This is a genomic window from Streptomyces sp. NPDC032940 (assembly GCF_040636935.1).
Classification (GTDB): domain Bacteria; phylum Actinomycetota; class Actinomycetes; order Streptomycetales; family Streptomycetaceae; genus Streptomyces.
Window position 1 is genome coordinate 54,349 of record NZ_JBEZVJ010000006.1, and the last position, 24,521, is coordinate 78,869.

Sequence of the window (24,521 nt, forward strand, 5' to 3'; positions counted from 1 at the left end):
GACCCCCGATGTCCGCCGACACGCAGCAGGCGCCCCCCGAGCCCCCCGGTCTCCCCGACGAGGAGCTCGCCACCCTGGACGCCCACTGGCGCGCCGCGAACTACCTCTCCGTCGGCCAGATCTACCTCATGGCGAACCCGCTGCTCAACGAGCCCCTGCGCCCGGAACACGTCAAGCCGCGCCTCCTCGGCCACTGGGGCACCTCACCGGGTCTCAACCTCGTCCACACCCACCTCAACCGCGTGATCAAGGCCCGCGGCCTGGACGCCCTGTGCATCTGGGGCCCCGGCCACGGCGGACCCGCCGTCCTCGCCAACTCCTGGCTGGAGGGCTCGTACACCGAGACCTACCCGGACGTCACCCGGGACGCGGACGGCATGGCCCGGCTCTTCCGGCAGTTCTCGTTCCCCGGCGGCGTGCCGAGCCACGTCGCCCCGGAGACCCCGGGCTCCATCCACGAGGGCGGCGAGCTCGGCTACTCGCTCTCGCACGCCTACGGCGCCGCCTTCGACCACCCCGGCCTGGTGGTCGCCTGCGTGATCGGCGACGGCGAGGCGGAGACGGGCCCCCTGGCGGCGTCCTGGCACTCCGACAAGTTCCTCGACCCGGTGCACGACGGCGCCGTCCTGCCGATCCTGCACCTCAACGGCTACAAGATCGCCAACCCGACCGTCCTGGCCCGCCTCCCCGAGGAGGAACTCGACGACCTGCTGCGCGGCTACGGCCACGACCCGGTCCACGTCACCGGCGACGACCCCGCCGCCGTCCACCGGGCGATGGCCCACGCCATGGACACCTGCCTGGACCGCATCGCCGCGATCCAGCGCGCCGCCCGCGAGGACGGCGCCGGAGAGCGCCCCCGCTGGCCGATGATCGTCCTGCGCACCCCGAAGGGCTGGACCGGACCCGCCGAGGTCGACGGACTGCCCGTGGAGAACACCTGGCGCGCCCACCAGGTCCCGCTCCCCGCCGTCCGCACCGACCCGGAGCACCTGCGGCAGCTGGAGCAGTGGCTGCGCTCCTACCGGCCCGAGGAACTCTTCGACGACACCGGCGCCCCGCGCCCCGCCGTCCTCGCCGCCTGTCCCGAGGGACCGCGCCGCCTGGGCGCCACCCCCTTCGCCAACGGCGGCCTGCTGCTGCGCGAACTGCCCCTGCCGCCCCTGGACACGTACGCCGTCGCCGTGGACAAGCCCGGCGCGAGCACGCACGAACCGACCCGGGTCCTCGGCGGCCTGCTCGCTGACGTCATGGCGGCCACCGCCGACCGGCGCGACTTCCGCCTCGTCGGCCCCGACGAGACCGCCTCCAACCGGCTCGAGGCCGTCTACACCGCCAGCGGGAAGGCCTGGCAGGAGGACATCCTGCCCGTCGACGAGAACCTCGACCGGCACGGCCGGGTGATGGAGATCCTGTCCGAACACACCTGCCAGGGATGGCTGGAGGGCTATCTCCTCACCGGCCGGCACGGACTGTTCTCCTGTTACGAGGCCTTCGTCCACATCGTCGACTCGATGGTCAACCAGCACGTCAAATGGCTGCGCGTCACCCGCCGCCTGCCCTGGCGAGCCCCCATCGCCTCCCTCAACTACCTGCTCACCTCCCACGTGTGGCGCCAGGACCACAACGGCTTCTCCCACCAGGACCCCGGCTTCGTGGACCACATCCTCAACAAGAGCCCCGAGGCCGTACGGGTCTATCTGCCGCCGGACGCCAACACCCTGCTGTCCGTCGCCGACCACGCCCTGCGCAGCCGCGACTACGTCAATGTGATCGTCGCCGGCAAACAGCCCTGCTTCGACTGGCTGACCATGGAACAGGCCCGCGTCCACTGCGCCCGCGGCGCCGGCATCTGGGAGTGGGCCGGCACCGAGGACGGCACCCGGGAACCCGACGTGGTGCTCGCCTGCGCGGGCGACGTCCCCACCCAGGAGGTGCTGGCCGCCGCCCAGCTCATCCGCCGCCACCTGCCGGACCTGGCGGTGCGCGTGGTCAACGTCGTCGACATCGCCCGGCTCCTGCCCGGCGAGGAACACCCGCACGGCATGAGCGAGTTCGAGTACAACGGGCTGTTCACCGCCGACCGGCCCGTGATCTTCGCGTACCACGGCTACCCCTGGCTCATCCACCGCCTCGCCTACCGCCGCTCCGGCCACCCGCACCTGCACGTGCGCGGCTACAAGGAGATCGGCACCACCACCACACCCTTCGACATGGTCCTCGGCAACGACCTGGACCGCTACCGCCTGGTCATGGACGTCATCGACCGGGTGCCGGGCCTCGCCGTGCGCGCCGCGGCCGTACGGCAGCGCATGGAGGACACCCGGCTGCGCCACCACGACTGGATCCGGGAACACGGCGTCGACCTGCCCGAGGTCGCCGACTGGTCCTGGGAGGGCTGATCCGCCGTGCCGCAGCGCCCAGTGAAGGGAAACCCGTGACCGCCTCCGTCTGGGAGTACATCGGCTACGACCCCGCCGAGGAGCGGCTGCGGGAGTCCCTGTGCACCCTGGGCAACGGCTACTTCGCCACCCGCGGCGCACTGCCCGAGTGCGCCGCGGACGACGTGCACTACCCGGGCACCTATGTGGCCGGCTGCTACAACCGGCTCACCTCCACCGTCGCCGGGGACGAGGTGCGGCACGTCGAGAACGAGGACATGGTCAACCTCCCCGACTGGCTGCCGCTGTGCTTCCGCGTCCCGGGAGGAGACTGGCTCACACCGGACACCGCGCCGGTGCGGGACCACCGGCAGACCGTGCACCTCGACTCCGGAGTACTGGAGCGCAGCACCCGCTTCCCCCTCGGCGAGGGACGCGTGCTGACCGTGCGCCAGCTCCGCCTGGTGCACATGGCCGACCCCCACCTCGCCGCGCTGCGCACGGAGTTCACGGTGGAGGGCGCCGCCACCGGCCTCGACGTGGAGGCGGCCCTCGACGGCGACGTCACCAACGCCGGCGTCGCACGCTACCGGGACCTCGACGGCCGTCACCTCACCCACGTCCACACCGGCGAGGGCGGCGACGGCACCGTGTGGCTGCGCTGCCGCACCCGCACCTCGGACATCCGGATCGGCATGGCCGCCCGTACGACCGCCCCCACCCCGGTCTCGCCGGCCCGGCAGCACCTGCGCGTCGCCCAGCGCACCACCCTGCGCCTGGAACCGGGACGCACCGTCACCGTCGACAAGACCGTGGCCCTGCACACCTCACGCGACCCCGCGATCAGCGACCCCCTCCAGGCCGCCGTGGACCGGGTGACCCACGCCCCCGGCTTCGACGAGCTGCTGGAGCGCCACCGCACGGCCTGGGGCCAGTTGTGGCGCCGCGCCCGGCTCGAGGTCGCGGGCGAGGCGGGCGCCATCCTGCGCCTGCACCTCTTCCACGTCCTGCAGACCCTGTCCCCGCACACCGCCGACCTCGACGTGGGCGTACCCGCCCGCGGGCTGCACGGGGAGGCCTACCGGGGGCACGTCTTCTGGGACGAGCTGTTCGTCCTGCCCTACCTCAACCTGCACTTCCCCGAGGTCTCCCGGGCCCTGCTGCGCTACCGGCACCGCCGCCTGGAACGGGCCTGCGCCGCGGCCCGGGCGATCGGCCGGCGAGGCGCCCTCTACCCCTGGCAGAGCGGCAGCGACGGCCGCGAGGAGACCCAGCGACTGCACCTCAACCCCCACTCGGGCCGGTGGCTGCCGGACCACTCGCACCTCCAGCACCATGTGGGCTCGGCGATCGCCTACAACGTCTGGCAGTACTACGAGGCCAGCGGCGACGCCGAGTTCCTGCACACCAAGGGTGCCGAGACGCTGCTGCAGATCGCGCGCTTCTGGGCGGACTCCGCCACCTGGGACGACGGCCTGAGGCGGCACCGCATCCGGGGCGTCGTCGGCCCCGACGAGTACCACGACGCCTACCCCGGCGCCGAGGAACCCGGACTCGACGACAACGCCTACACCAACGTCACCGCCTCCTGGGTACTCACCCGCGCCCTGGAGACCGTGCGCTCCCTGCCCGAACCCCGCCGCCGCGAACTCGCGGAGCGCACCGGCCTGGACGGCGGCGAACTCGAACAGTGGGAGAACATCGCCCGCACCCTCCACGTGCCCTTCCACGAGGGAGTCATCAGCCAGTTCGAGGGCTACGGCGACCTCGCCGAACTCGACTGGGCGGGCTACCGCGAGCGCTACGGCGACATCCGGCGGCTGGACCGCATCCTGGAGGCCGAGGACGACAGCGTCAACAACTACCGGGCGTCCAAACAGGCCGACGTCCTGATGCTCGGCTACCTGTTCTCCCCGGCCGAACTCCGTGCCCTGTTCGAGCGGCTGGGCTACCCGCTGGACGACGACACCTGGCGGCGCACCGTCGACCACTACCTCGCCCGCACCTCCCACGGCTCCACCCTCAGCGGGCTCGTGCACGGCTGGATCCTGGCCCGGGCCCGCCGCGCCGAGGCCTGGGCCTTCTGCCAGGAGGCGCTCGAGGGCGACGTCGCCGACATCCAGGGCGGCACCACCGGCGAGGGCATCCACCTCGGTGCCATGGCGGGCACCCTCGACCTGGTCCAGCGCGGCCTGACCGGACTGGAGACCCGCGCCGGCGCCCTCTGGCTGGACCCGGTGCCCCTTCCGGAGCTGTCGTCGTACGAGTTCGCCGTCCGCTACCAGGGACACTGGGGCGTCCGGTTCCGGCTCGAGCACGGCCGCCTGGAGATCGCCGTGCCGCCCTCCGACCGGCTGCCGATCGACGTCCGGCTGCCCGACCGGGCCATCCGGCTCCAGCCGGGCGACGCCTGCCGGCTCATGCTCCCGGACTGACTCCTCCGCCCGGGTCCTCGGCCGGGCCCTCAGCCCGGCAGGGGGTACGTCACCACGCGCGGGAACCCGTCCGGCCTGCCGTCGGTGTAGGTCAGCGTCATCCGGGTGTAGTGCTGCTCGCCCGGGTCCTGCTCGCGGCCCTGCGGCTGGTCGAGCCGCACGGTCACCGGGTACGAGCGGAAGGTGCCGGCCGCGCAGTAGGGGTCGCAGTCGTTGACCGCGTTGTAGCCCTGCCCGACCGCCTCGGCCGCGTCCCAGCGGGACCAGTGCATCGAGGTGAGGCGGCTGTTGCCGTCCCCGCAGGCCAGCACGTAAGCCGCCGGCCGCACCTGGCCCTGCATCGAGCAGTCGACGAGCACCGGGTCCTGCACCTGCTGCCGCACGGTGTGCTCCGCCCGCGGGGCGGCCGAAGCGGTGCCCAGGGGTACTGCCAGCGCGGCGGCGGCACAGAGTGTGACCGCTGCCCTCATCGGGTTCCTGCCCATGTCTGCTCCCGGCCGTCTCGGGGTCGCTGTCTCCGCTCTTCCCCGTACCGACCGTACGACCGCGTCCACCGACGCACCACTCGTACGGACCAACACCCCCGGACGCCGGGGCCGCCCGGGCCGGTTCGTGCGACAAGACGCCGATTGCATCCACCGTGTGGTCGTCGCGGCGGCCCGCAACCGCCGGCACCGCCCGGGTGTCTCATCCCGGCAAGAACGGCGACCCCTCACCTGGAGGACCGCGGTATGCACACGATCACTGCCCCGACACCCGCCGACACCCAGGGCGACTTCCTGCTCCAGCCGCCCGACCCGGCCGACCGTGTCCCCTGCCGGATCGACCCCGTCGACCTGCGCCGCCTGGACCTGCTCGCCCTCCTGACCGCGGCGGGCATCGCGCCCTCCGCCGGGGACCGCGCGGCCATCGACCGGCTCAGCGAGCTCCCCGGCAGCGTGCACGTGGCCCTGCGCCGATGGCTGGAACAGGCGTACGGCTTCTGCCGGTGATGCCGGGGTCAGCCGTGCAGGGCGAGGTACGGGGCGAGCGCCAGCAGGGTGGCGATCAAGGCGTACTTCAGATGGCGGGTGGGCAGCGCGTGCGCGATCCGCCAGCCGATGAGCACCCCGGCCAGCTCGGGTACGCCCACCAGCGCGGCCAGCGGCCAGTCGACGGCGCCGTGCGCCACGTACCCCGCCGTCCCCACCCCGGCGATGACGACGGACTGCGCCTGCGCCGAGGCCAGGGACTCCAGCACGGGCACCCCGAGGGCCACCAGCAGCGGCACGGTGAGCATCGGACCGCCGATGCCGACGACACCCGCCGCGACGGCCACGCCGAACCCCAGCCCGGCCAGCAGCGCCGGCCGAGGGTGTGCCCGCGGCGCGACCGGGCGGCGGCGCCGCTCCCGGAACCACACGAGGCAGGCCACGGCCGCCACGAAGAGCCCGAGCACCAGCCCGAACGCCCCCTTCGACACATGGGAGTTGACCAGCACGCCGAGCGGCGTCCCGGCGACGGCGCTCACGGCCAGGACGAGGGCCGTGCGCCGGGTGCCGGGTTCGCGCAGCTGGCCGGAGCGGGTGTAGGCGGCGGTGGCGAGCGCCCCGGTGGCGACATGGGTGACGATGGCCGTACCGGCCACCTGCGCGGGCGTGAGTCCCGTCAGGGCGAACAGGCCGACCGTGGGCAGGACGCCGCCCGGACCGACGGCGGTGAGGCCGATCCCGCCGACCAGACCGAACAGCCCGAGTGCGACCAGGACGGAAGGGCTCGGCCCGGCCATCACCGGCCCCCTGGCGTGCGGTATACGGTGGCCCGCAGGGTCATCCGGTCCGCGCGGACCCGGATCGACTCGGCGTCGACCGGCCGCCCGTCCTCCAGCCGGGTCAGCCGTTCCAGCGCGAACACCGCCGCCCCGGGATCGACGCCCAGGAGCTCCGCGGTGCCCGGGTCGGCGGTGACGGCGTGCACGGCCACCTCGGCGTGCCCGAGCCGCTCGCCCGCGGCCTCCTCGATCAGTGCGAACACGTCGCGTCCCGCCAGGTCACCGGCGAGCACCGCACGGCCGATGTCCGCGGTCAGATAACTGGTGTCCAGCGACAGCGGCACCCCGTCCAGCCGGCGCAACCGCTCCACGTACACGCCGCCCGCCCCGGCCGGCACCTCCAGCCGGGCGGCGATCGCGTCGGGCAGGACGGACACCTCCGCCGCGGCCCGCACCTCGTTGGTGACGGTGCCGCACCCGGTGAGCTCCTCGGCCAGTCCGGTCAGGCGGTCCAGACCGTGTCCGTGCTTCGCCAGCACCACCGAGGTCCCCACCCCGCGGCGCCGGGTGATCAGTCCCTCCGCGCGCAGCAGGGCCAGTGCGTCGCGGACCGCGTTGCGGGAGGCGCCGAACCGACGGCCCAGCACCCGTTCGTCCGGCAGCATGCCGCCGGCGAAGTGACCGTCGCCGATCTGCTGCCGCAGCACGTCGGCCATCCGCCGGGCCCGCTCGGCACGGGGCCGCCCCAGGTCGTGTTCCATGCGGGGCACGTTAGCCCGGTCCATGTTTCGCCGAAGTTACGCCACCCGAGCTGACCTGCCAAAACGTCTGACCAGCGGCTTCCTGTCGGGCGCCCGGCGCTTCGCCACCCGGTTCCCGGGCGGCGCCTCACTGCCCGGTCCGCAGATCCACCCCGCGCCGGGCCAGCGTGAGGACACCGACGACGATCAGGGCGACCCCGGCCAGCTGGGGCAGCACCCACCAGTCGGTGCGCACGTCCTCCTGGTACAGGACCACGCCGAGCATCAGGCTCACCGTGGCGTCGCCGAGGGTGAGGGCCGGCTGGGAGGCGACCAGGGGGCCGCCCTGCATGGCGTGCTCCAGCAGGAGCACGGCGCACACCCCGGCCGCGGCGAACGCGTACGTCTGCCACACGGTCAGGAAGCCGGCCACGCCGTCCGTGTCCAGGACTCGCATGGAGTCCTTCATCAGCCCGGCGGTCAGGGCGTAGCAGACGGCGGTGGCCGCACCCAGGCAGCCGGCGCGGGCCTTGCCGACGGGGCGCTTCAGCCCGGCCGCGGCCAGCAGGACCGCCAGCCCGGCGCAGGCGCCGAGCGCGGGCACCCAGCGGTCCATGGAGACGTTCTCGCTGCCGCCGTCCGGCGCGGCCGCCGCCAGGGCCACCCCCAGGCCGACGACCACACCGCCCACGGCGAGCCACATCACCTCGGGCAGGCGGTGGCCGGTCACCAGCGAGGCCAGCAGCAGCGCCAGCGGAAGTTCCAGCACGAACAACGGCTGGACGAGTGACATCGGCCCGGTCGCCAGGGCCGCCGCCTGCCCCACCCCGGCGACCACCACGGCCAGCATGCCGCCGAGCCAGACCGGCCGCCGCAGCAGGTCGAGGACGAGCCCCGGACGGAAGCCCTGGGACTGCGGCACGCTCAGGGCGGCCCGCCGCTGCAACACGGTGGCCAGCGCGTTGCTGAACGCGGCGACGAGAGCGAAGAGCACCGGCAGGACAACACCCATCCACCGATCCTCACCCGCTTTCGCCCCGGCCGCGCGCCGCGGTGCTCCGGCGTGTCCTCGGTCGCTGCCGGGTGCCGGATCAGCCGTCGGCGCGGTCGGCGGCCGCCGCCCCGGCGTCGGCCCGCTTCGGCTCCGGCGCGTCGGTGGCGGTGTAGTAGACGGACGTGCCCTGCTTGGTGCGTTGGGCCTGGTTCTTGGCGACGAGCCCCTCGAGCGTGGTGCGCACGACCGTGGTCTTGACGGTGCGGTCGGGGTGGGCCTGGCCGAGCGCCGTGGCGACCTCGGCGGCGGAACGCGGCTCCTTCTGCTCGCCCAGGTGCCCCCGGACCAGTTCGACCAGCGTGGGCTGGTCCGGCCTCGCGGCCGCAGAGGACGGCGAGGACTGCGGGGAGGAGGACGAGACGGCGGCCGTGGCGGACGCGGCCGGTGACTTCTTCGCCGCCGGCTTCCTGACCGCCTTGGCGGACCCCTTGGCGGCCGGCTTCGCGGAGGACTTCGAGGCGGGCTTGGCGGCGGCGGACTTCGTGGCGGGCTTGCCCGCGGACTTCGTCGCGGGCTTGGTGGCGGGCTTGGTGGCCGCGGCGCGCTTGGGCGCGGCACCGGCCTTCCCGCCCCGTGTGCGCCTGCCGGCGACGGCCGTCTCGGTGGCGGCGCTGTCACGGGGCGCGGGCACCGGCGCCGACCCGGTCACCGGCGGGGCCGGTGGCGCGGTGACACCGAGCGCCTGCTGCATGTTCACCAGCAGGGCGTGGTCGTGCTGCAGCGCCGCGAGTTGCTGCTGGAGGTCGGTGATCTCCCCGCTGACACGCTCCTGTTCCTTGACGTTGCGTTCCAGGTCGTTCGCCACCTGGACGCTGTACTGGGAAGCGAGTTCGGTGGCGCTCTGCGTGGTGCTCTCGGACATCGTGTGGACTCTCCTCGATTCGCGGCCGTGAAGGCACGGGAGAACGGCGGGACAGAAGTCGTGGGACATGGAGGTCATGTCCGGTCGGCGCCGGGCAGCGGAGCGTTCGGTACTGCTGCCGACCGCGTCGACACCCGAATGGTACGGACGGCGGCGCCTGTTGTTCGCCTGTTTGCTTTCGGGCCGGTATACCACGTCAGGCCTGTGCCGTGGTACGCGTCACCAGCACATCGACGCCTTCAGTGACTCCCGGGGCGTCGCCCGGTACCGGTTCGTCGCGCGGGTGTTCGGAACACAGACACCCGACTCCCCACGCCCGTGCGGCACATGTTCCGGGGTGACTACCGCACGCGTGCGGCCAGCCGGTCCCTGTGCCGTACCGCCTCCCGCGCCTGCCGCTCGGCCCCCGCCAGCGCGTCGCCGGCCGACCGGTCCCGCTCCTCGGCCTCGCGTCGTTCGTGCTCAGTGCGCTCCAACTCCTCACGAGCTTCGGTCAGTTGACGCTCGGCGTCCGACACACGCTGCCTGGCCCGGTCCCGTGCGTCATCCGCCCGCCGCAGTGCCTCCTCGGCGTCCGCCCGTGCCGCACGCAGCTCATCGGCATGTCGCTCGGCGGCCTCGGCGACCTCTTGCGCCCGGGTGAGTTCCTCCTGCCGCTTGCGCCGCCGCTCGGCCAGCTCGTCCTCGGCCCGTGCACCGGCGGGGGCACGTTCCGCCGCCGGCCGGGACGGCTTCGCCACCGGGGCGGTGGCCGCGGTTCCGGCGGGGAACTCCGACGGCGGGGTGAGTGAGCTCTCCAGGCGTCCCTCCGCCCAGCGCCCGGCGGCGTCCGGGTCCGCCAGGACCGCGCGCAGCGTCGACTCGACCTCCCGCCGTGCCGCCTCCGACAACGGGTGACCCGCCTGGCCGGCGAGCTCGGCCGCCTGCCGGGACAGCGCGGTGACGACGCTCCGGCGCTGTGCGGAGAGTTCCTTGAGCCCGGCGGCGTCCAGGGTGCGGTGTGCCTCGCGCAGGGCCTGGCCCAGTTCCAGGAAACGACGGCTCTCCTCGGGCCGGGAGCGCAGCAGCAGGTTCGCCGCCCAGGCCGCGCGCGTGGGCCTGCGTGCGGCACGGATGCTGCGGGCGTCCTGTGCCTGCCCGGCGGTTCTCGCGGCGGCGGCCCGTTCCTCGCGCCGGGAGACGAAGTCGGAGGGCGGCGTGGTGTACAGCTCGTCGAGAACCGCCTCCACGTCCGGCTCCCCCGCTCCGGGCCGGCGCCCGCCCTTGCGCTGCATGCTCCTCCGCCTCCCGTCGGACGTCCACGGACACTGCATCCTGTCTACGGGTGCCCCGGCTGCGACGCGACCCGGACGCGGTCGTCGCCAGGACATGCTGGGGCCCGGCGGACGGGGGAGGACCGCATGGCCGGTGACGCTCGAGCACCCGCGGCCAGCGGGTGGTTCGCCGCCGACGAGGCGCTGGCGTTCCTTCTGGAGATCGTCGCGCTCGTGGCGCCCGGCCGGCGGGGCTCGGCGCGGGCCGCGAGGGCGCGGTGCGCGTGCTGCTCGGCGAGGGCACCGGCGCTCGCGATCGTGCCGTGGGGGCTGTTCGCCGCACCCCGGGTGCGGTGGCGGCCGGGACTTCCGCCGGTGCTCGTCGTCAAGGCGCTGGTGCTCGGCGGCGGTGCCCTCGCCGTGTACGGGCTCGGCCGGCCGGCCGCGGCCGTCGTCCTGGCGCTCGCCACGGTCGCCGACACCGCGTTGGCCGAGACCTTCCGCCCTGCACTCTCCGCTGCGCCGGTCACCCCGGGCCGCGATGCGACAGGCGTCCGTCCCGGGGACCCGTTCACCCCCCGACGACCGCGGCGAAGCGCCGGGCGACCTGGTGCCAGACCGCCGCGGCCGCCGGTTCGTCGTGCTCCGCGCGACGGGACAGCTCCGCCGGGTCCAGGCCCAGGGCCCGGATCCGCTCCGGGTCCCACGACCGCACCCGGTCCGCGTCCGCCTCCGGGTGGAACTGCACGCCCCACGCCCGGTCGCCGACGCGGAACGCCTGGTACGGACACCCCTCGCTCTCCATCAGCCAGGATGCCCCCGGCGGCAGCGCGGTCACGGCGTCCACATGGTGCTCGATCGCGCTCACCCGGCCCGGCAGTCCCCGGAACAGCGGATCGGCCCCGGCCTCGGGGCGCAGGCTCAGTGGTGTGCTGCCGTACTCCGGCTCGCCGTGCCGCCCCCGCACCATGCCGCCCGCGACCTGCGCGAGCAACTGCCCGCCGAGGCAGATCCCGAACACGGGAGCGTCCCGCTCCAGCGCCTCGCCGACCAGCGCGCGCGTGTCCGCGAGCCAGGGGGCGCGCAGGTCGTCGTCGGGCAGATAACCGCCGCCCAGGACCATCACGGCCGCGTGGTCCAGGCGCCGGGGGAGCGGCGCCCCGGCGTACGCGTGCACCACGTCCAGCGTCAGCCCCTGCGCGGTCAGCCAGTCACCGAACCGCCCCGGACCGCCGCTGAGGCCGTTCTGCACCACCAGCACCCGTGACACCCGCCCACCTCCCGCTCACCTCACCCGGACACCAGCCCCCTGCCCACACCGCGCCCGGAGCCAACCCCCGGCGGGGTCACAGACCGGCGGCGCGATGTGTCAGGCCGCCGTCCAGGACGGTCAGCAGCACCGGAACATCGGCCAGTTCGGTGGCCGCGACGCTCAGCGGATCGGCGGCCAGGACGGTCAGGTCGGCGCGGTGACCGACGGCGATCCGGCCCGCCTCGTACTCCTCGCCGGCCGCGTGGGCCGCGTTGACGGTCATGCCCCGCAGCGCCTCCAGGGCCGTCAGCGCCTGCTCCGGGCCGTGCGGGTCCCGGCCGAGGTCACGGGTGGGCCGGCGGTGACGCGCGCCCGCCATCACGCCGAGCGGCGGGTAGGGGGCGATGGGCCAGTCCGAGCCGAGGACGACGACGGCACCGGCGTCGTGCAGGTCGCGGCAGCGCCACGCCCGCGAGGCCCGCTCCTCGCCCAGGCGGCGCGACCAGTTGTCGGTGTGGTCGGCCCGGGTGAAGTCGCAGCAGTGGGTGGGCTGCATCGAGGCGACCACGCCCAGCTCGGCGAACCGGCGCACGGTGTCGTCGGGGACGGTCTCGATGTGCTCGACCCGGTGCCGCACCCCGGGTCCGCCGTCCGCCCGGGCCTTCTCGACGGCGTCGAGGACATGCCGTACCGCCGCGTCCCCGATGGCGTGGGTGGCCGTGGGCACCCCGGCCCGGTGCAGCTCGCCGACGACCCGCGTGTACTCCTCGGGGTCCGGCCAGAAGGCGTGCCGGGACTCGCCGTGGCAGTCCGGCTGCTCCAGCCACGCGGTGCCGTTGTCCACCGTCCCGTCCATGAAGATCTTGACGCCCGCGGTCCGCCAGAGCCTGCCCCCCGCGCCCTGCCCGGCGATCAGCGCACGCAGGCCCTCCGCGTCGGTGCCGGGCTGGCACCAGGGCGCCACCCGCAGTCGCACCGGCAGCCGCCCGGCCGTGTCGAGCTCGGCGAAGAAGTCGAGGCTGTCGCCGTTGGCGTCCATGACGTGGCCGCCGGTCAGACCGGTCGCGGCCATGGCGCCCAGCGCGGCGGCGAGCCGGTCGCGGCGCTCCTCGCGCGTGGGTTGCGGCAGTACTCGCTCCACGAGCTCGCAGGCGGCGTCCTCCAGCAGCAGCCCCGTGGGCCTGCCGTCCGCGTCGCACACCACCTCGGCGGTGGCCTGCGCGAAGGTGCGCGGCCCGGCCACCCCGGCCAGCTCCAGCGCCCGCCGGCTGGCCAGCGCCGAGTGTGCGTCGAACAGCAGCAGGAAGGCGGGCACACCGTCGAGCACGGCCTCGAAGGGAGCCATGTCGACCGGGCCCCCCGCGAAGACGTTGGGGTCGAGCCCCCAGCCCTGGAGCCACTCGCCAGGCGCGAGGTCCCGCACCGCGCCGGCCAGCGCTTCGCGCACCTGCTCCAGGCCGGTGCAGCCGGACAGGTCGAGGCCGTGGGTCAGTTCGGCGCCGGAGACGGGGTGGATGTGCCCGTCCACCAGGCCGGGAGTCACCACGGCGCCCTTGAGGTCGATCACCGTGGTCGAGGCGTCCGCGAGGGCGCGGATCTCCCGGTCGTCACCGAGCGCGGTGATGCGCCCGCCGCCGGCGGCCAGCGCGGTCTGGGGCAGGAAGCCACCGGTGACCGGGTCCAGCAGGCGGGCCGAGAGCAGGATGAGAGAGGTGCGCACGAAGGCTCCTTGAGGGCGGGTCAGTGGGCGTCGACGGGTGCCAGCGCCCCGGCGGGCAGGCCGAGTTCGCGTTCCGCGGTGGTGACGGGCAGGCGCCGCACCGCGGGCGGGTCCTCGCCGGTGTCGGCGCTGTTCACGAGCATGCCGAGGCCGTCGAGGACGACCAGGATCTGGATGGCGGCCAGCGCCGGGTCCGCGGTGCGGAACTCGCCCAGCTCGACGCCGTCGCGGACGAGGGACTCCAGCCGCTCCCGCCAGGCCGCCTCCTGGACGGCGACGCGGTCACGCAGCGCGGGACGGTAGCGGCTGAGGTGGCGGGCGTTGAGCCAGAGCCGGCTGATGTCGTCGAAGGCCTCGCCGCTCGTCCGGGCGAAGAAGCGCGCCAGATGCCGCGTCGGCGTGCTGCCCTCCCGGTCGGCCGGGAGGAGTTCGTCGAGCTCGCCGCCGACGGCGTCGCCGTAGGCCTCGGCCACCAGTTCCTCCACCGCCGGGAAGTAATGGCTGATGAGTCCCGGACGGACGTCGAGTTCCTCGGCGATCCGCCGCAGGGTGATGCACTCGAGCCCTTCGGTGAGGGCGACGTCGGCGGCTGCGGCAACGATTTCCGCACGTCTGGCCGCGGGAGATTTGCGGATTCGCTTGTTCGGGACGCTTGACGGCATGGAATCCATGCTATTGAGTGTGCGACCAACAAGCAAGCAGGTGGGTTACCAGCACCCGGAGGAGCCCTATGGCGTCCACGATTCCCGACCCGCAGTCCGGCACCCCCGACCTCCGCCCGAAGGAGGGGGTGCCCGATCCGGAGCGGGCCGGCCGCGTCGAGGCGCACGGCATCGACCACATACCCGACAGCGAACGCCACGGGCACCCACGGCAGTTGTTCTCCGTCTGGGCCGCGGCGAACGTCAACTACCTGAGCCTGGTGATCGGCGGCGCCCTGGTCCTCATGGGCCTGACCCTGTGGCAGGCCCTCGCGGTCATCGTGGTGGGCAACCTGTTCTGGTTCTTCACCGGCCTGCTGTCGATATCCGGCCCGGCCGCCGGCGCACCGAGCGAAGTCATCACACGGGCGATGTACGGCGTGCGCGGCAACCGCGTGAACAACGCGATCGTCGGCTGGCTCATCTCCGTCTGCTACTTCGCCCTGAACCTGGCCGCCGCCGCGACCGCCGCCTTCGCCCTCGTGGAGAAGACCGGACTCACCGCCGGCACCGGCGTCAAGATCGCCGTCGTCGTGGTCATCGCCGCGCTCACCCTGGCCATCGGCGTCTACGGCCACGCCATGATCATGAAGCTCTACCTCCCGATCACCCTGGCGCTCACCGCCGCGTTCGCCGTCGTCGCGTTCTACGTGTTCGGCGAGACCGACTTCTCCTACGTACCCGCCGAGCCGCTCACCGGCACGGACCTGTGGGCGGTGCTCGTCGCCGGGGTCACCCTCGTCGGGGCCGGCCCGCTGTCGTACACGACCAGCGCCGACTTCTCCCGCTACCTGCCCCGGACGACGTCCGCCAGGTCGATCATCGGCTGGACCGCGCTCGGCGGCATCCTGCCCAGCATCGCCGTCTGCTCCCTCGGCGCCTTCGCCGCGACCGCCGTCGACATGACGGACCCGCAGGCCGGACTCGGCACCATCCTGCCGGGCTGGTTCGAGCCCGTCTTCCTGCTCGCCCTCGTCCTCGGCACCATCGCCATCAACGCCCTGACCGCCTACAGCGCGGGCCTCGCCCTCCAGGCCGTCGGCCTGCGCATCCCCCGTACCCGCAGCGTCCTCGCCGACGGCACCGCCGCCGTGGCCCTCACCCTCTACGGCCTGCTCGTCTCCGACTTCCTCGACACGGTCAGCAACGTCCTCCAGCTCACCGTCGTCCTCCTCGGCCCCGCCATGGCCGTCTACGCCACCGACATCCTGCTGCGCCGCAACCGCTACGACGGGCCCGCCCTGACGGACGAGTCGGCCGGCGGCCCCTTCTGGTACACCGCGGGTGTCAACCCGGCCGGCGCCCTGGCGCTCGCGGGCGGTGTCGCCGTGTCCGCCCTGTGCGTCAACACCCTCTACACCGGCCCGATCGCCCGGGCCCTCGGCGGCATCGACCTCTCCCTCCCCGCCGGCATGGCCGTCGCCGCCCTGCTCTACGCCGCCCTGGCGCGCGGCGGAAATTCCGTGGCGCCCAGGGCCTGAGGAGAGGTACGGCCCCGGCAGGTCCCGCGCCATGCCCGCCCGGCTGCGCGCCAAGCCGGGCGGCGACGCCGTCGGGGTGACCACCGGCGACTTCGCGACCACCCGGGTGCCGGGCACGTTCACGCTGGTCTGCCTGGTCTGCCTGGTCTGCAACACCGTCGACAACCTGACCACGCAGGACGCCCAGGTCGACCTGATGGCGCGGCTCGCGGGACGGCGTCTGCGGGACCGGTGGGAGGACTGGGACGGGACTCCCGTCACGCACGAGGGCCGACGACATGTCTCGGTCCGGGAGAAGCCGGCCGGCTGAACCGCGCCCCGGCCGGTCAGCGCCGGGACAGGTACAGCTGAAGCGCCTTGTGCAGCACCTTGTTGAGCGGGTAGTCCCACTCCCCGAGGTACTCGACGGCCTCGCCGCCGGCGCCGACCTTGAACCGGAGCAGACCCAGCAGGGGGTCGTCCTCGTCCAGGGTGTCGGTGATGCCCCGGAAGTCGTACACCCGTGCACCGCGTTCGTGGGCGTCGCTCATCATGCGCCACTGGAGGGCGGTGCTGGCCTGGACCTCGCGCCGGCGGACGGTGGAGGCGCCGTAGGAGTACCAGACGTGGTCGCCGACCGTCAGCATGGTGGCCGCGGCGAGCACCTCGCCGTCGTGATGGGCCAGGTAGAGCCGCATCCGGTCCGGGTCCTCGGCCGTCAGCGCGGTCCACATCCGCCGGAAGTAGGCGAGCGGGCGCGGGACGAACCCGTCCCGCTCGGCGGTCTCGACGTACAGCTCGTAGAAGACGCGCAGATCCTCCTGGTCGCCCTGGACGACCTTGACGCCGGCCTTCTCCGCCTTCTTGACGTTGCGGCGCCACTGCTGGTTGAGCCCGTTCTGGATCTGCTCCAGCGACCGCCCGGCGAGCGGCACCTGACACACGTAGCGCGGCTGCCCCGCGGCGAAGCCGTCCTCGCCGCCGGGCTCCGCCTGCCGCCAGCCCGCCCGGCGGAGCCGCTCGGCGATCTCGCGGGCGCCGGGCTCGTCCACGGTGGCCTTCACGTCCCGCAGCCGCCGGGCCCCGGGGTCGGCGATCCCCGCCTTGACGGCCTCGGCGCTCCAGCGCCGGGCCACCACGGGCGGACCCATCTTCACGGAGAACGCGCCCCGCCGCTTCAGATGGGCGAGCATCGGCTCCAGCCACCGGTCCAGCCCGGCCGCGTTCCAGTCGATGACCGGGCCCTCGGGCAGATAGGCCAGGTAGCGCCGCAGCTTCGGCAGTGGACGCAGCAGCACCAGGGCGGTCCCGACCAGGTCCCCGCCGTCGTCGAACCAGCCGAGGCTCTCCGCCCGCCAGTCCGGCTTCACCTCTCCCCACGAGGGGAGCTGGAGATGACTCACGGGAGGCCGGGACGCGACGAAGCGCAGGTGCTCCTCACGCGTGATCGCCTTCAGGTGATGGCTCATGGGCGGTGACCCTTCGTTCGGCTCGCTCGACGGTGTCGACGGTCGGGACGGCCGCGGCGCGCAAGCGGTGCCGTCCCCCACCCCCAGGGAATACCGGCGGAGCGGAATCCGCGCGGGCTACCGGCTGTTCGGGCAGTGGGCGCGGGCCGGCGGCAGCCGGTCCCGTCACCCCCTGGCTGCCCCGCCCGACGCGCGGTGCCGCGACAGGAGTGCCAGCGTGGAAGGGCGTGGAAGGGCGTGGAGGGCACCGGCGGCGCCGGCAGGACGGACGGAGCGGACGGCCATGGCACGGGCGATCTGGACGGGTGTGATCACCTTCGGGCTGGTCACCGTGCCCGTCGGGCTGTACTCGGCGACGCAGGACCACTCGGTCCGCTTCCACCAGCTGCAGCGCGGCACCTCCGACCGGATCCGCAACCGCCGGGTCAACCAGCGCACCGGCGAGGAGGTCGGCACGGGCGACATCGTCAAGGGCTACGAGCTCGCCGAGGGCGAGTACGTGGTCGTGGAGCCGGACGAGCTGGACGAGATCGCGCCGGGCCGCTCGCAGACCGTCGACATCACCGACTTCGTCGACCTGGACCGGATCGAGCCGGTCTACTTCGACCGCACGTACTACGTCGCACCGCGCGGCAAGGAGTACCTCAAGGTCTACCAGCTGCTCCGTACCGCCCTGGCCGAGGCGAACAAGGCGGGCGTCGCCACCTTCGTCATGCGCAACCGGCAGTACCTGACCGCGCTGCGGGCGGACGGCGAGGTCCTGGTGCTCCAGACCCTGCACTGGGCCGACGAGGTCCGCGACCCGGTCAAGGAGCTGCCTGAGCTGCCGTCGGAACCGGCGGGCCGGGGCAAGGAGCTGGACATGGCGCTGCAACTGGTCGAGGCGCTCAGCGGTCCCTGGGAGCCGGAGCGCTACCACGACACCTACCAGGAGAAGGTGCGCGACCTGGTACGGGCGAAGGCGGAGGGCCAGGAGGTCGCCCTCGCCGAGGAACCGCCCACGGCCACCGATGTCGTCGACCTCATGGACGTCCTCCGGAACAGCCTGGACCGCGCGAAGAGCGGCCGGGAAGAGGAGCCGGCACCGCGCGAACGGAAGAAGGCCAAGGCCCCCTCCGGCAAGGCGGCGCCGGCGCGGTCCGAACTACGGGACCTGAGCAAGGCGGAGCTCTACCGCATGGCCACCGACCAGGACGTCCCCGGCCGCTCGAGGATGACCCGCAGCCAGCTCATCGACGCCCTCGCCGCCACCGGCCGCCCCCGCAAGAAGCCCACGGCAGCCTGAGAAGATCCGCCTCGGGCGTGCCTCACGCGGTGCTGAGCATGCCCTCCCGCAGCCGGGCCAGCAGGCGCGAGATCAGCCGGGACACGTGCATCTGGGAGACGCCGAGGCGTTCGCCGATCTCCTTCTGGGTGAGCTCCTCCACGAACCGCCAGTGGATGATCTGCCGGTCGCGGTCGTCGAGCTCCGCGATCATCGGGGCCAGGGCGTGGAAGTCGTCAACGAGCGCGAGCGCCGCGTCGTCGGCGCCGATGAAGTCCGCGAGGACCGACTCGCCGTCCTCGCTGCCGCCGATGGCCGCGTCCAGGGACGACGAGTTGTAGCCGTTGGCCGCCAGACGGGCCTCGACGACCTCGTCCTCCGGCAGGCTCATCAGCTCGGACAGTTCCTTGGTGGTCGGATTGCGGCCCAGCCGGCTGCGCAGCTCCTCGGTGGCGCGGGCCAGCTGCACCCGTGCCTCCTGCAGACGCCGCGGCACGTGGACGGCCCACGAGGTGTCGCGGAAGAACCGCTTGATCTCGCCCACGATGTACGGCACGGCGAACGAGGTGAACTCCACCTCACGCGTCAGCTCGAACCGGTCGATGGCCTTGATCAGGCCGATCATGCCGACCTGGACGATGTCCTCCATCTCCTCCGGGCCCCGGCTGCGGAAGCGGCCGGCCGCGAAGCGGACCAGGGACATGTTCATCTCGATCAGCGTGTTGCGCGCGTACTGGTACTCGGGAGTGCCCTCCTCGAGGACCGCCAGCTGGTCGAAGAAGAGCTTCGACAGCTCCCGTGCGTCCCTGGGCGCCACCTTGGACGGGTCCGCGATCTCCGGTACGCCGGTCGTGTGGTGCTCCGTAGCCTGCACGGTCGTCGCCATGATGTGCCCTCCCTGTCGGTCGGCCCTGTCGCTGTCCATATCGGCCGACGACCAAGCGCCTACCCCGGCTCACGCCGCGCACACCTGCGGTCTTACGCGGGCGCCGCCCCGAGGTGGAAGCGGACCGTCGTGCCCTCGTCCGACGTGTGGATCCGCACCAGGTCGGCGACGTAGTGGACGAGCAGCAGTCCGCGTCCGCCGATCTGGCCCCGCTCCGGCGGCCGGCGGCCGGCGAGCGGGTCGGTCAGCCGCCCCGTGTCGCGGACCTCGCACACCACCTGCCCCGCCTCGGCCCAGACGGCGAGCGTCCCGAGGCCGCCGCCGTGCACCACGCTGTTGGTGGTCAGCTCGGCCACGGCCAGCTCCAGGTCCGGCAGCCGCCGCTCGGTCAGTTCCAGCGACCCGGCCCGCTCCACGGCGAAGCGCCGCGCGCCGGGAAGTCCCTCGGCGTCGAACCGGAACACGGCGGCGTCCGGCGGGGCCGTCAGCGGCTGGTTGTGGCGGGCGACGACCGCGGGCCAGTCGTAGGCCTCGCTGGCCGCCTCACGGCCCTCGTCGACGACCGTCGGGTGCGTGCGCCGGGCGTCGGCGAGGACCTCCGCGTCCAGCCGGGAGACGTCGTAGGGGCACAGGATGGTCGCGGGGCGGCCGGTGAAGGCCGCGTTGATCAGCGCCTCGTGCTGGGCGCACGCGGGGTACTCCGCCGCGCTGCGCCCGGCCCAGATCGGCTCGCCGATGATCCGGACCCGTGCGCCCGCGTGCTGGTCGGCGAACCGCCTGAGGACCCCGGGGATGATCCGCCCGGGATTGCGCCCGGCCTCCGTCATGTCAAGGAACACGACGTCCTGTGGACGTACGGCGCCCAGTCCCGCCCTGATCAGCTCCAGGTTCGGTCCGGGGACGGCCACCGCCACCGGCTCGCCCGCCTCCAGCCCCTCCCGGACGAACGACACCGTGCGGTCGGTGTACTCCCGCTCCGAGCGGTAGAAGAGCGCCGGGTGCGCGAACACCTCTTCCGTGGTCCGCGTGCTCATCGGGCGGCCACCTCGATCCCGCGCAGCGACGGCCAGAACAGCTCCAGCACGCGTGGCAGCTGGGGCGGGGGCTGCTCCACCACGACCCGGCCGCCGGGCAGGTTCATGGCCGTGACGGCGAGCGCCGTCACCCCGGCCACGTCGACGAACCGGACCCCCGACAGCTCCACGTAGGAGACGTCCGCGTGGCGCCGGGACAGCTCGGCGAGGGCCTCTTCCCAGGACGGGCGGGAGATCACGTTGATCTCCCCGCGGGCACGGATGCCGGGACGTCCGGACAACGGTCCCACCTCCAGCACGGCCCTGTCGTGTGTGCCGTCCACACTCGGTCTCCTTCGGGAAGGCGTTCGCCGGGTCCGGCACGGCGCTCCCCTTCGGCGCGGGCCGGGAAAAAGGCTCCGGCCAGGCAGCCTAGCGCGACGGGGGACCCCCGACCGGCCAGACGGGGGTCCGCGACGGCACGGCCGGCGAGCCGTCTCCCGCCCGATAACGGACAAAACATGCGACATATGCACGAAGAGGGGAACAAAGAAGGGAGAGCGAGTTCCGGAAAGGGAGAACGAGCCATGTTCGAGGCTGAGAACATTCGTGACTGGCGGGGCCAGGACGTCGTCGACAACGGCGGCAACAAGATCGGCACTCTGGAGTCCGTCTACTTCGACACCGCCACCGACCGGCCCGCCTTCGCCACGGTCACCGTCGGTCTCGCGATCCGCCGCCGGCTGGTGTTCGTCCCGCTGGACCGGGCCACCGTCGGACCGGGCTACCTGAAGGTGACCTACGACAAAGGGCTGGTCAAGTCCGCCCCGGGCATCGACCCGGACGGGGAACTCGAGGCCGATGCGGAGAGCGCCGTGTTCGCCCACTACGACCTGCCCTACGCGCAGGGCAGCCGCGGCGAACGCCGGCTGGGCCGGCGCTGAGCACCCGGCACCCGGCCGTCACCAGGAACCGGGCCGTCACCAGGAACCGGGCCGTCACCAGGAACCCGGCCGCATCGCGGTGACGCGGCCGGGCACCTCGGCACGTCACCGCCCGCTCTGGCCCCGAGCGAGCTCCGAGCCCCGCTCGGCGCCCTCCGCCTCGGACTCCGCGCTGCCGGTCGCCAGGGTGCCCCCGGCCGTCTCCAGGTGGGCCCGCACGAACCACTGGAACTGCTCCAGGTCGCGCAGCTGCCCGATCAGCAGGTCCTCCGTGGCGGGGTCGATCTCCCCGGCCTCCTTGACCGCGGCGCGCACGCCCTCGATCACACCGGTGTACACCACGTCGAGCGCGCCCAGGTGAGCGATGGCGTCCGCCCGGCCGATGGAGTAGTCGTCCCAGTTCCGCTCGGCCACCAGGGCCCCTGGGGTCCCCTGCGCGACCCCGCCGAGCGCGGCGATGCGCTCCGCGACGTCGTCGGCCATCTCGCGCACCTGGTCGACCTGCGGGTCGATCATCTCGTGCACGGCGATGAAGTGCGGACCCACGACGTTCCAGTGGACGTGCTTGAGCGTGAGGTGCAGGTCGTTGAGCGCGTGCAGGCGCAGGCGCAGCACGCCGATCAGTCGTCCGGCGGCCTCGCGCTCGATGCCGGGGACCGTGTACTTCGGGGTCAGGTCGTGCGTCATGGCGGGCTTCAGCTCCTGATCTGTCGTGTACGGCTTTGCACCGGCACGAATGCCCCGATTCGGCGACGGCAGACATGCCCGGACGCCTTCCTTCCGGGGCCCGCGGGGCGGCCGCGTCAGGACGGCGGGGCCGGCAGCGGCGACGCGGCGAGAGCGCCGGCCGCGTGGACGAGGTTGGACGCCATCGCCCTGCCCGTGGAGGTCGACCAGTCGTGGCCGCGCTCGTCGTCCAGGTAGTCGGGCCCGGGCCCGGGGCCGAGGTGCCAGTAGGTCCAGGCCTGGCCGGGGACGGTGTAGCCGATGTCGCCGAGCGCGCCGCCGATCTCGCTGATGACGTGGTGGGCACCGTCCTCGTTGCCGGTGACGAGGACGCCGGCGACACGGTTGTAGGCGACGGGCCGCTGCTCGTCGTCGGTCTCGGAGAGCATCGCGTCCATGCGTTCGAGGACGCGCTGGGCGACCGACGACGGGCGGCCGAGCCAGGTCGGCGACGCGATGATGAGGATGTGCGACGCCAGCAGCTTCTCGTGCACTGCCGGCCAGTCGTCGCCGTCGCCCATGTCGGTCTCCACGCCCGGCTTCAGATTCAGGTCGACGGCCCGTACGACGTCCACCTCCACGCCGTGCCCCTTCAGGGACGCGATGACCGTGGCGGCGAGGGCCTCGGTGTTCGACGGCCGGGGCGACGGCTTGAGGGTGCAGTTGATGACGAGTGCGCGCATGAGTCCCTCTCTTCCCCGGGCGGCGGGGCCGGACGACGCACCGGCCCCGCCTTCACCCGCCTGCCCCAGCCCGGGGACCCGGCCGGTGTCGCCGCTTCTCAGGTGGCGTCGGCGGCCGGCAGGGGACGGACGGTGAGGATCTGCTGGGCGTGTCCGACCGGACCCGTGAGGTCGTGCAGAACGGTGCTGGTGATGCCCTGCCCGGTCGGGCCGAAGACGACGGTGGTGTCCAGCCCGGTCCAGCGGCCCTCGGGCCGGCGGTGGAGGTGGAGGGTGAGGTCGACGTTGGGGAACATCCAGGCCGTCGGCGACTCCCGTACGGCGATGCCGTTGGCGGTGTCGACGAGGGCGACGTAGGACGCGAGCGGGCTCACGGTCCGCCCGGCGACCAGGTCGAGACCGGTGGAGATCCAGGCCGTCGTGCGGCCGGGCTGCGGCGGCGCCAGCGGACGGACGTCCAGGGAGGCGATGTACCCACCGGGCCACAGGTCGCTCATCGGCCAGGAGGCGAGGGTCTCGGGCGGGGCGAGCGGCGCGGCGCCGCCGCCGGCGACCGCGGTGGTGTCCCCGGGACCGAGGAGCCAGGCGCGGGCCCGCACGACGGACCGGCCGGCGATGCGGACGACGGCCTCGACGAGTTCGATGGTGCGCCCGGGGCGCAGCGTCTCCACCCGGACCTCGCACTCGTCGAGGGCGAGCCGGCCCAGGATGTCGAAGCTGATCCGGGACAGCAGCGGAGCGAGTCCGGGCCGCTCGGCCAGATGACGCTCGATCGCGTGGACGACGAGACCGCCGAGCGGGCTGAAGTGCTGTTCGTCGGGGTCCCAGGCGCCGCCCGCGTGACCGGTGGGCTTGTAACGGTGCTCGTCGATGGGCTCGAAGTAACTGCCGGTGCTCACGGTGGCTCACCTTCCGGGCGTGCTGGGGCGGACGGGCCGGCGGGCCGAGGGCTGACGGGCCGGCCTGGCCCGACGGTACTTGGCCGGGCCACGCACTTGGTCACGGGCCTGCCCCGCAATCACTTCGCCCGTATGCGTCAGGGGAGTCAGGGTCCCGGAATGAACTCCGTGACCCTGCGCGGCGCCACGATCGGCTACGACGACGCGGGCCCCTCGACCGGTCTTCCCGTCCTGCTGATCCATGGGCACCCCTTCGACCGCACCCTGTGGGCGCCGCAGGTGACGGCGCTGACGGAGGCGGGCCACCGCGTCGTCACACCCGACCTCCGCGGCTACGGCCGCAGCGGCGTGACCCCCGGCAAGGTCCTCCTCGCCGACTTCGCCGACGACCTCGCCGCACTGCTCGACCACCTGGACATCGAGCGCGCCGTGGTCGGCGGTGTGTCGATGGGCGGCCAGATCACCATGGAGTTCCAGCGGCGCCACCCGGGACGCGCACGTGCCCTCGTCCTGTCCGACACCTCGGCGCCCGCGGAGACCCCCGAGGGCCGGCTGTTGCGCAACCGGCTGGCCGACCGGCTGCTCGCCGAGGGCATGGACGGCTACGCGCACGAGGTCATCGACAAGATGCTCGCCGACTACAACGTCACCGCGATGCCGGACGTGGCCACGCGGGTCCTGGCGATGATGCGGGCCACCGATCCACGCGGTGCCGCAGCCGCCCTGCGCGGGCGGGCCGAGCGCCCCGACTACCGGGACGTCCTGGCCGGTGTGACGGCACCGGTGCTGATCGTCGTCGGCGCGGACGACGTCTACACCCCGGTCGCGCAGGCCGAGGCCATCCACCGACTCGTCCCGCACGCCACCCTGGCCGTCATCGAGAAGGCCGGCCATCTCCCCGGCGCCGAGCAGCCCGACCGCTTCAACGCCGCCCTGCTGGACTTCCTCGCCGAGAAGGCGGCCTGACCGTCGGGCATGTCCACCGGACGGCGGAGACGGCACGGCGGACCGGGCGTTCAAGGCGCTGAA

23 protein-coding genes and 2 pseudogenes are annotated in these 24,521 nt (G+C 73.5%); 9 read left to right on the plus strand and 16 right to left on the minus strand.

Going from position 1 to position 24,521, the window contains the following annotated elements; genetic code table 11:
• Positions 1-8: 8 nt before the first annotated feature.
• Together AB0E77_RS10420 and AB0E77_RS10425 are read left to right on the plus strand one after the other, a co-directional pair.
• Entirely contained in the window at positions 9-2,402 is a 2,394-nt protein-coding gene (locus AB0E77_RS10420; protein WP_361568386.1) for a phosphoketolase family protein, read from the plus strand.
• Between the two features lie 35 nt (positions 2,403-2,437).
• Positions 2,438-4,816: a glycosyl hydrolase family 65 protein gene (locus AB0E77_RS10425; RefSeq protein ID WP_361568389.1), complete on the plus strand. Its 2,379-nt coding sequence runs from the start codon at positions 2,438-2,440 to the stop codon at positions 4,814-4,816.
• A gap of 29 nt (positions 4,817-4,845) precedes the next feature.
• Here the strand turns inward: AB0E77_RS10425 and AB0E77_RS10430 are convergent, their stop codons facing one another.
• Positions 4,846-5,301 (minus strand): hypothetical protein, encoded by a 456-nt coding sequence (locus AB0E77_RS10430; protein ID WP_361568392.1) that lies wholly within the window; start codon positions 5,299-5,301, stop codon positions 4,846-4,848.
• A 246-nt stretch (positions 5,302-5,547) separates the two neighbouring features.
• Between AB0E77_RS10430 and AB0E77_RS10435 the strand changes: the two genes are divergently transcribed.
• Positions 5,548-5,808, plus strand: coding sequence for a hypothetical protein (locus AB0E77_RS10435; protein WP_361568395.1), 261 nt, complete (start codon positions 5,548-5,550; stop codon positions 5,806-5,808).
• Positions 5,809-5,816: 8 nt separating this feature from the next.
• Here AB0E77_RS10435 and AB0E77_RS10440 read toward each other — a convergent pair whose 3' ends face one another.
• From AB0E77_RS10440 to AB0E77_RS10460, 5 genes are all read right to left on the minus strand, one after another.
• A complete protein-coding gene (locus AB0E77_RS10440) occupies positions 5,817-6,584 on the minus strand; it encodes a sulfite exporter TauE/SafE family protein (protein WP_361568398.1) in 768 nt (255 codons plus the stop codon).
• A complete protein-coding gene (locus tag AB0E77_RS10445) occupies positions 6,584-7,327 on the minus strand; it encodes a GntR family transcriptional regulator (RefSeq protein WP_361568401.1) in 744 nt (247 codons plus the stop codon). The genes AB0E77_RS10440 and AB0E77_RS10445 overlap by 1 nt, the downstream gene beginning before the upstream one ends.
• 127 nt (positions 7,328-7,454) lie before the next feature.
• Positions 7,455-8,318: a DMT family transporter gene (locus AB0E77_RS10450; RefSeq protein WP_361568404.1), complete on the minus strand. Its 864-nt coding sequence runs from the start codon at positions 8,316-8,318 to the stop codon at positions 7,455-7,457.
• 79 nt (positions 8,319-8,397) lie between these two features.
• Complete coding sequence (locus AB0E77_RS10455) at positions 8,398-9,222, minus strand: hypothetical protein (protein WP_361568407.1); 825 nt, start codon at positions 9,220-9,222, stop codon at positions 8,398-8,400.
• 341 nt (positions 9,223-9,563) lie between these two features.
• Positions 9,564-10,496, minus strand: a complete 933-nt coding sequence (locus tag AB0E77_RS10460) for a hypothetical protein (RefSeq protein WP_361568409.1) — start codon at positions 10,494-10,496, stop codon at positions 9,564-9,566.
• Between the two features lie 126 nt (positions 10,497-10,622).
• On the opposite strand from AB0E77_RS10460, the pseudogene AB0E77_RS10465 reads away from it, so the two are divergent.
• Positions 10,623-10,931, plus strand: a pseudogene (locus AB0E77_RS10465) (YrdB family protein); the annotation flags it as partial.
• 115 nt (positions 10,932-11,046) lie between these two features.
• On the opposite strand, the gene AB0E77_RS10470 reads toward AB0E77_RS10465, so the two are convergent.
• The 3 genes from AB0E77_RS10470 to AB0E77_RS10480 all read right to left on the minus strand — a co-directional run bounded on the left by AB0E77_RS10470 (position 11,047) and on the right by AB0E77_RS10480 (position 14,109).
• Entirely contained in the window at positions 11,047-11,745 is a 699-nt protein-coding gene (locus AB0E77_RS10470; protein WP_361568412.1) for a type 1 glutamine amidotransferase, read from the minus strand.
• A 76-nt stretch (positions 11,746-11,821) separates the two neighbouring features.
• The gene (locus AB0E77_RS10475; RefSeq protein WP_361568415.1) at positions 11,822-13,447 is read right to left on the minus strand and encodes an amidohydrolase; all 1,626 of its coding nucleotides are present in this window, start codon (positions 13,445-13,447) and stop codon (positions 11,822-11,824) included.
• Positions 13,448-13,467: 20 nt separating this feature from the next.
• Positions 13,468-14,109: a TetR family transcriptional regulator C-terminal domain-containing protein gene (locus tag AB0E77_RS10480; RefSeq protein WP_361568418.1), complete on the minus strand. Its 642-nt coding sequence runs from the start codon at positions 14,107-14,109 to the stop codon at positions 13,468-13,470.
• A 68-nt stretch (positions 14,110-14,177) separates the two neighbouring features.
• On the opposite strand from AB0E77_RS10480, the gene AB0E77_RS10485 reads away from it, so the two are divergent.
• Together AB0E77_RS10485 and AB0E77_RS10490 are read left to right on the plus strand one after the other, a co-directional pair.
• Positions 14,178-15,629 (plus strand): cytosine permease, encoded by a 1,452-nt coding sequence (locus AB0E77_RS10485; RefSeq protein ID WP_361568421.1) that lies wholly within the window; start codon positions 14,178-14,180, stop codon positions 15,627-15,629.
• Positions 15,630-15,651: 22 nt separating this feature from the next.
• Positions 15,652-15,939 (plus strand): annotated as a pseudogene (locus AB0E77_RS10490) (hypothetical protein); the annotation flags it as partial.
• A 16-nt stretch (positions 15,940-15,955) separates the two neighbouring features.
• Here AB0E77_RS10490 and AB0E77_RS10495 read toward each other — a convergent pair.
• Complete coding sequence (locus AB0E77_RS10495) at positions 15,956-17,077, minus strand: peptidoglycan bridge formation glycyltransferase FemA/FemB family protein (protein WP_361568423.1); 1,122 nt, start codon at positions 17,075-17,077, stop codon at positions 15,956-15,958.
• 283 nt (positions 17,078-17,360) lie between these two features.
• On the opposite strand from AB0E77_RS10495, the gene AB0E77_RS10500 reads away from it, so the two are divergent.
• Positions 17,361-18,362: a Ku protein gene (locus AB0E77_RS10500; RefSeq protein ID WP_361568426.1), complete on the plus strand. Its 1,002-nt coding sequence runs from the start codon at positions 17,361-17,363 to the stop codon at positions 18,360-18,362.
• Between the two features lie 22 nt (positions 18,363-18,384).
• On the opposite strand, the gene AB0E77_RS10505 is transcribed toward AB0E77_RS10500, so the two are convergent.
• The 3 genes from AB0E77_RS10505 to AB0E77_RS10515 form a co-directional block, all read right to left on the minus strand.
• Positions 18,385-19,227: an RNA polymerase sigma factor SigF gene (locus AB0E77_RS10505; RefSeq protein WP_361568428.1), complete on the minus strand. Its 843-nt coding sequence runs from the start codon at positions 19,225-19,227 to the stop codon at positions 18,385-18,387.
• 92 nt (positions 19,228-19,319) lie between these two features.
• A complete protein-coding gene (locus AB0E77_RS10510) occupies positions 19,320-20,261 on the minus strand; it encodes an anti-sigma factor RsbA family regulatory protein (RefSeq protein WP_361568431.1) in 942 nt (313 codons plus the stop codon).
• Positions 20,258-20,584: an STAS domain-containing protein gene (locus tag AB0E77_RS10515; RefSeq protein ID WP_361568432.1), complete on the minus strand. Its 327-nt coding sequence runs from the start codon at positions 20,582-20,584 to the stop codon at positions 20,258-20,260. Before AB0E77_RS10515 ends, AB0E77_RS10510 begins: the two co-directional genes overlap by 4 nt.
• Positions 20,585-20,827: 243 nt before the next feature.
• Here AB0E77_RS10515 and AB0E77_RS10520 point away from each other — a divergent pair, with 243 nt between their 5' ends.
• Positions 20,828-21,184 carry a PRC-barrel domain-containing protein gene (locus AB0E77_RS10520; RefSeq protein ID WP_361568435.1) on the plus strand — a complete coding sequence of 119 codons (357 nt, stop codon included), beginning with the start codon at positions 20,828-20,830 and terminating at the stop codon, positions 21,182-21,184.
• A gap of 105 nt (positions 21,185-21,289) precedes the next feature.
• On the opposite strand, the gene AB0E77_RS10525 is transcribed toward AB0E77_RS10520, so the two are convergent.
• The 3 genes from AB0E77_RS10525 to AB0E77_RS10535 form a co-directional block, all read right to left on the minus strand.
• Complete coding sequence (locus AB0E77_RS10525; protein ID WP_361568438.1) at positions 21,290-21,871, minus strand: DNA starvation/stationary phase protection protein; 582 nt, start codon at positions 21,869-21,871, stop codon at positions 21,290-21,292.
• A 116-nt stretch (positions 21,872-21,987) separates the two neighbouring features.
• The gene (locus tag AB0E77_RS10530; RefSeq protein WP_361568441.1) at positions 21,988-22,593 is read right to left on the minus strand and encodes a flavodoxin family protein; all 606 of its coding nucleotides are present in this window, start codon (positions 22,591-22,593) and stop codon (positions 21,988-21,990) included.
• A 98-nt stretch (positions 22,594-22,691) separates the two neighbouring features.
• The gene (locus AB0E77_RS10535; RefSeq protein ID WP_361568443.1) at positions 22,692-23,492 is read right to left on the minus strand and encodes a thioesterase family protein; all 801 of its coding nucleotides are present in this window, start codon (positions 23,490-23,492) and stop codon (positions 22,692-22,694) included.
• Positions 23,493-23,651: 159 nt separating this feature from the next.
• Here AB0E77_RS10535 and AB0E77_RS10540 point away from each other — a divergent pair, with 159 nt between their 5' ends.
• Positions 23,652-24,458, plus strand: coding sequence for an alpha/beta fold hydrolase (locus tag AB0E77_RS10540; RefSeq protein WP_361568445.1), 807 nt, complete (start codon positions 23,652-23,654; stop codon positions 24,456-24,458).
• The last annotated feature ends 63 nt before the right edge of the window (positions 24,459-24,521 follow it).

What these genes read in the sequence shown, in the direction of transcription:
- AB0E77_RS10420 (WP_361568386.1), top strand. Translation starts at nt 9, where the DNA reads ATGTCCGCCGACACGCAGCAGGCGCCCCCCGAGCCCCCCGGTCTCCCC.
- AB0E77_RS10430 (WP_361568392.1), bottom strand. Translation starts at nt 5,301, where the DNA reads ATGGGCAGGAACCCGATGAGGGCAGCGGTCACACTCTGTGCCGCCGCC.
- AB0E77_RS10435 (WP_361568395.1), top strand. Translation starts at nt 5,548, where the DNA reads ATGCACACGATCACTGCCCCGACACCCGCCGACACCCAGGGCGACTTC.
- AB0E77_RS10440 (WP_361568398.1), bottom strand. Translation starts at nt 6,584, where the DNA reads ATGGCCGGGCCGAGCCCTTCCGTCCTGGTCGCACTCGGGCTGTTCGGT.
- AB0E77_RS10445 (WP_361568401.1), bottom strand. Translation starts at nt 7,327, where the DNA reads ATGGAACACGACCTGGGGCGGCCCCGTGCCGAGCGGGCCCGGCGGATG.
- AB0E77_RS10450 (WP_361568404.1), bottom strand. Translation starts at nt 8,318, where the DNA reads ATGGGTGTTGTCCTGCCGGTGCTCTTCGCTCTCGTCGCCGCGTTCAGC.
- AB0E77_RS10455 (WP_361568407.1), bottom strand. Translation starts at nt 9,222, where the DNA reads ATGTCCGAGAGCACCACGCAGAGCGCCACCGAACTCGCTTCCCAGTAC.
- AB0E77_RS10460 (WP_361568409.1), bottom strand. Translation starts at nt 10,496, where the DNA reads ATGCAGCGCAAGGGCGGGCGCCGGCCCGGAGCGGGGGAGCCGGACGTG.
- AB0E77_RS10480 (WP_361568418.1), bottom strand. Translation starts at nt 14,109, where the DNA reads ATGCCGTCAAGCGTCCCGAACAAGCGAATCCGCAAATCTCCCGCGGCC.
- AB0E77_RS10485 (WP_361568421.1), top strand. Translation starts at nt 14,178, where the DNA reads ATGGCGTCCACGATTCCCGACCCGCAGTCCGGCACCCCCGACCTCCGC.
- AB0E77_RS10495 (WP_361568423.1), bottom strand. Translation starts at nt 17,077, where the DNA reads ATGAGCCATCACCTGAAGGCGATCACGCGTGAGGAGCACCTGCGCTTC.
- AB0E77_RS10500 (WP_361568426.1), top strand. Translation starts at nt 17,361, where the DNA reads ATGGCACGGGCGATCTGGACGGGTGTGATCACCTTCGGGCTGGTCACC.
- AB0E77_RS10505 (WP_361568428.1), bottom strand. Translation starts at nt 19,227, where the DNA reads ATGGCGACGACCGTGCAGGCTACGGAGCACCACACGACCGGCGTACCG.
- AB0E77_RS10510 (WP_361568431.1), bottom strand. Translation starts at nt 20,261, where the DNA reads ATGAGCACGCGGACCACGGAAGAGGTGTTCGCGCACCCGGCGCTCTTC.
- AB0E77_RS10520 (WP_361568435.1), top strand. Translation starts at nt 20,828, where the DNA reads ATGTTCGAGGCTGAGAACATTCGTGACTGGCGGGGCCAGGACGTCGTC.
- AB0E77_RS10525 (WP_361568438.1), bottom strand. Translation starts at nt 21,871, where the DNA reads ATGACGCACGACCTGACCCCGAAGTACACGGTCCCCGGCATCGAGCGC.
- AB0E77_RS10530 (WP_361568441.1), bottom strand. Translation starts at nt 22,593, where the DNA reads ATGCGCGCACTCGTCATCAACTGCACCCTCAAGCCGTCGCCCCGGCCG.
- AB0E77_RS10540 (WP_361568445.1), top strand. Translation starts at nt 23,652, where the DNA reads ATGAACTCCGTGACCCTGCGCGGCGCCACGATCGGCTACGACGACGCG.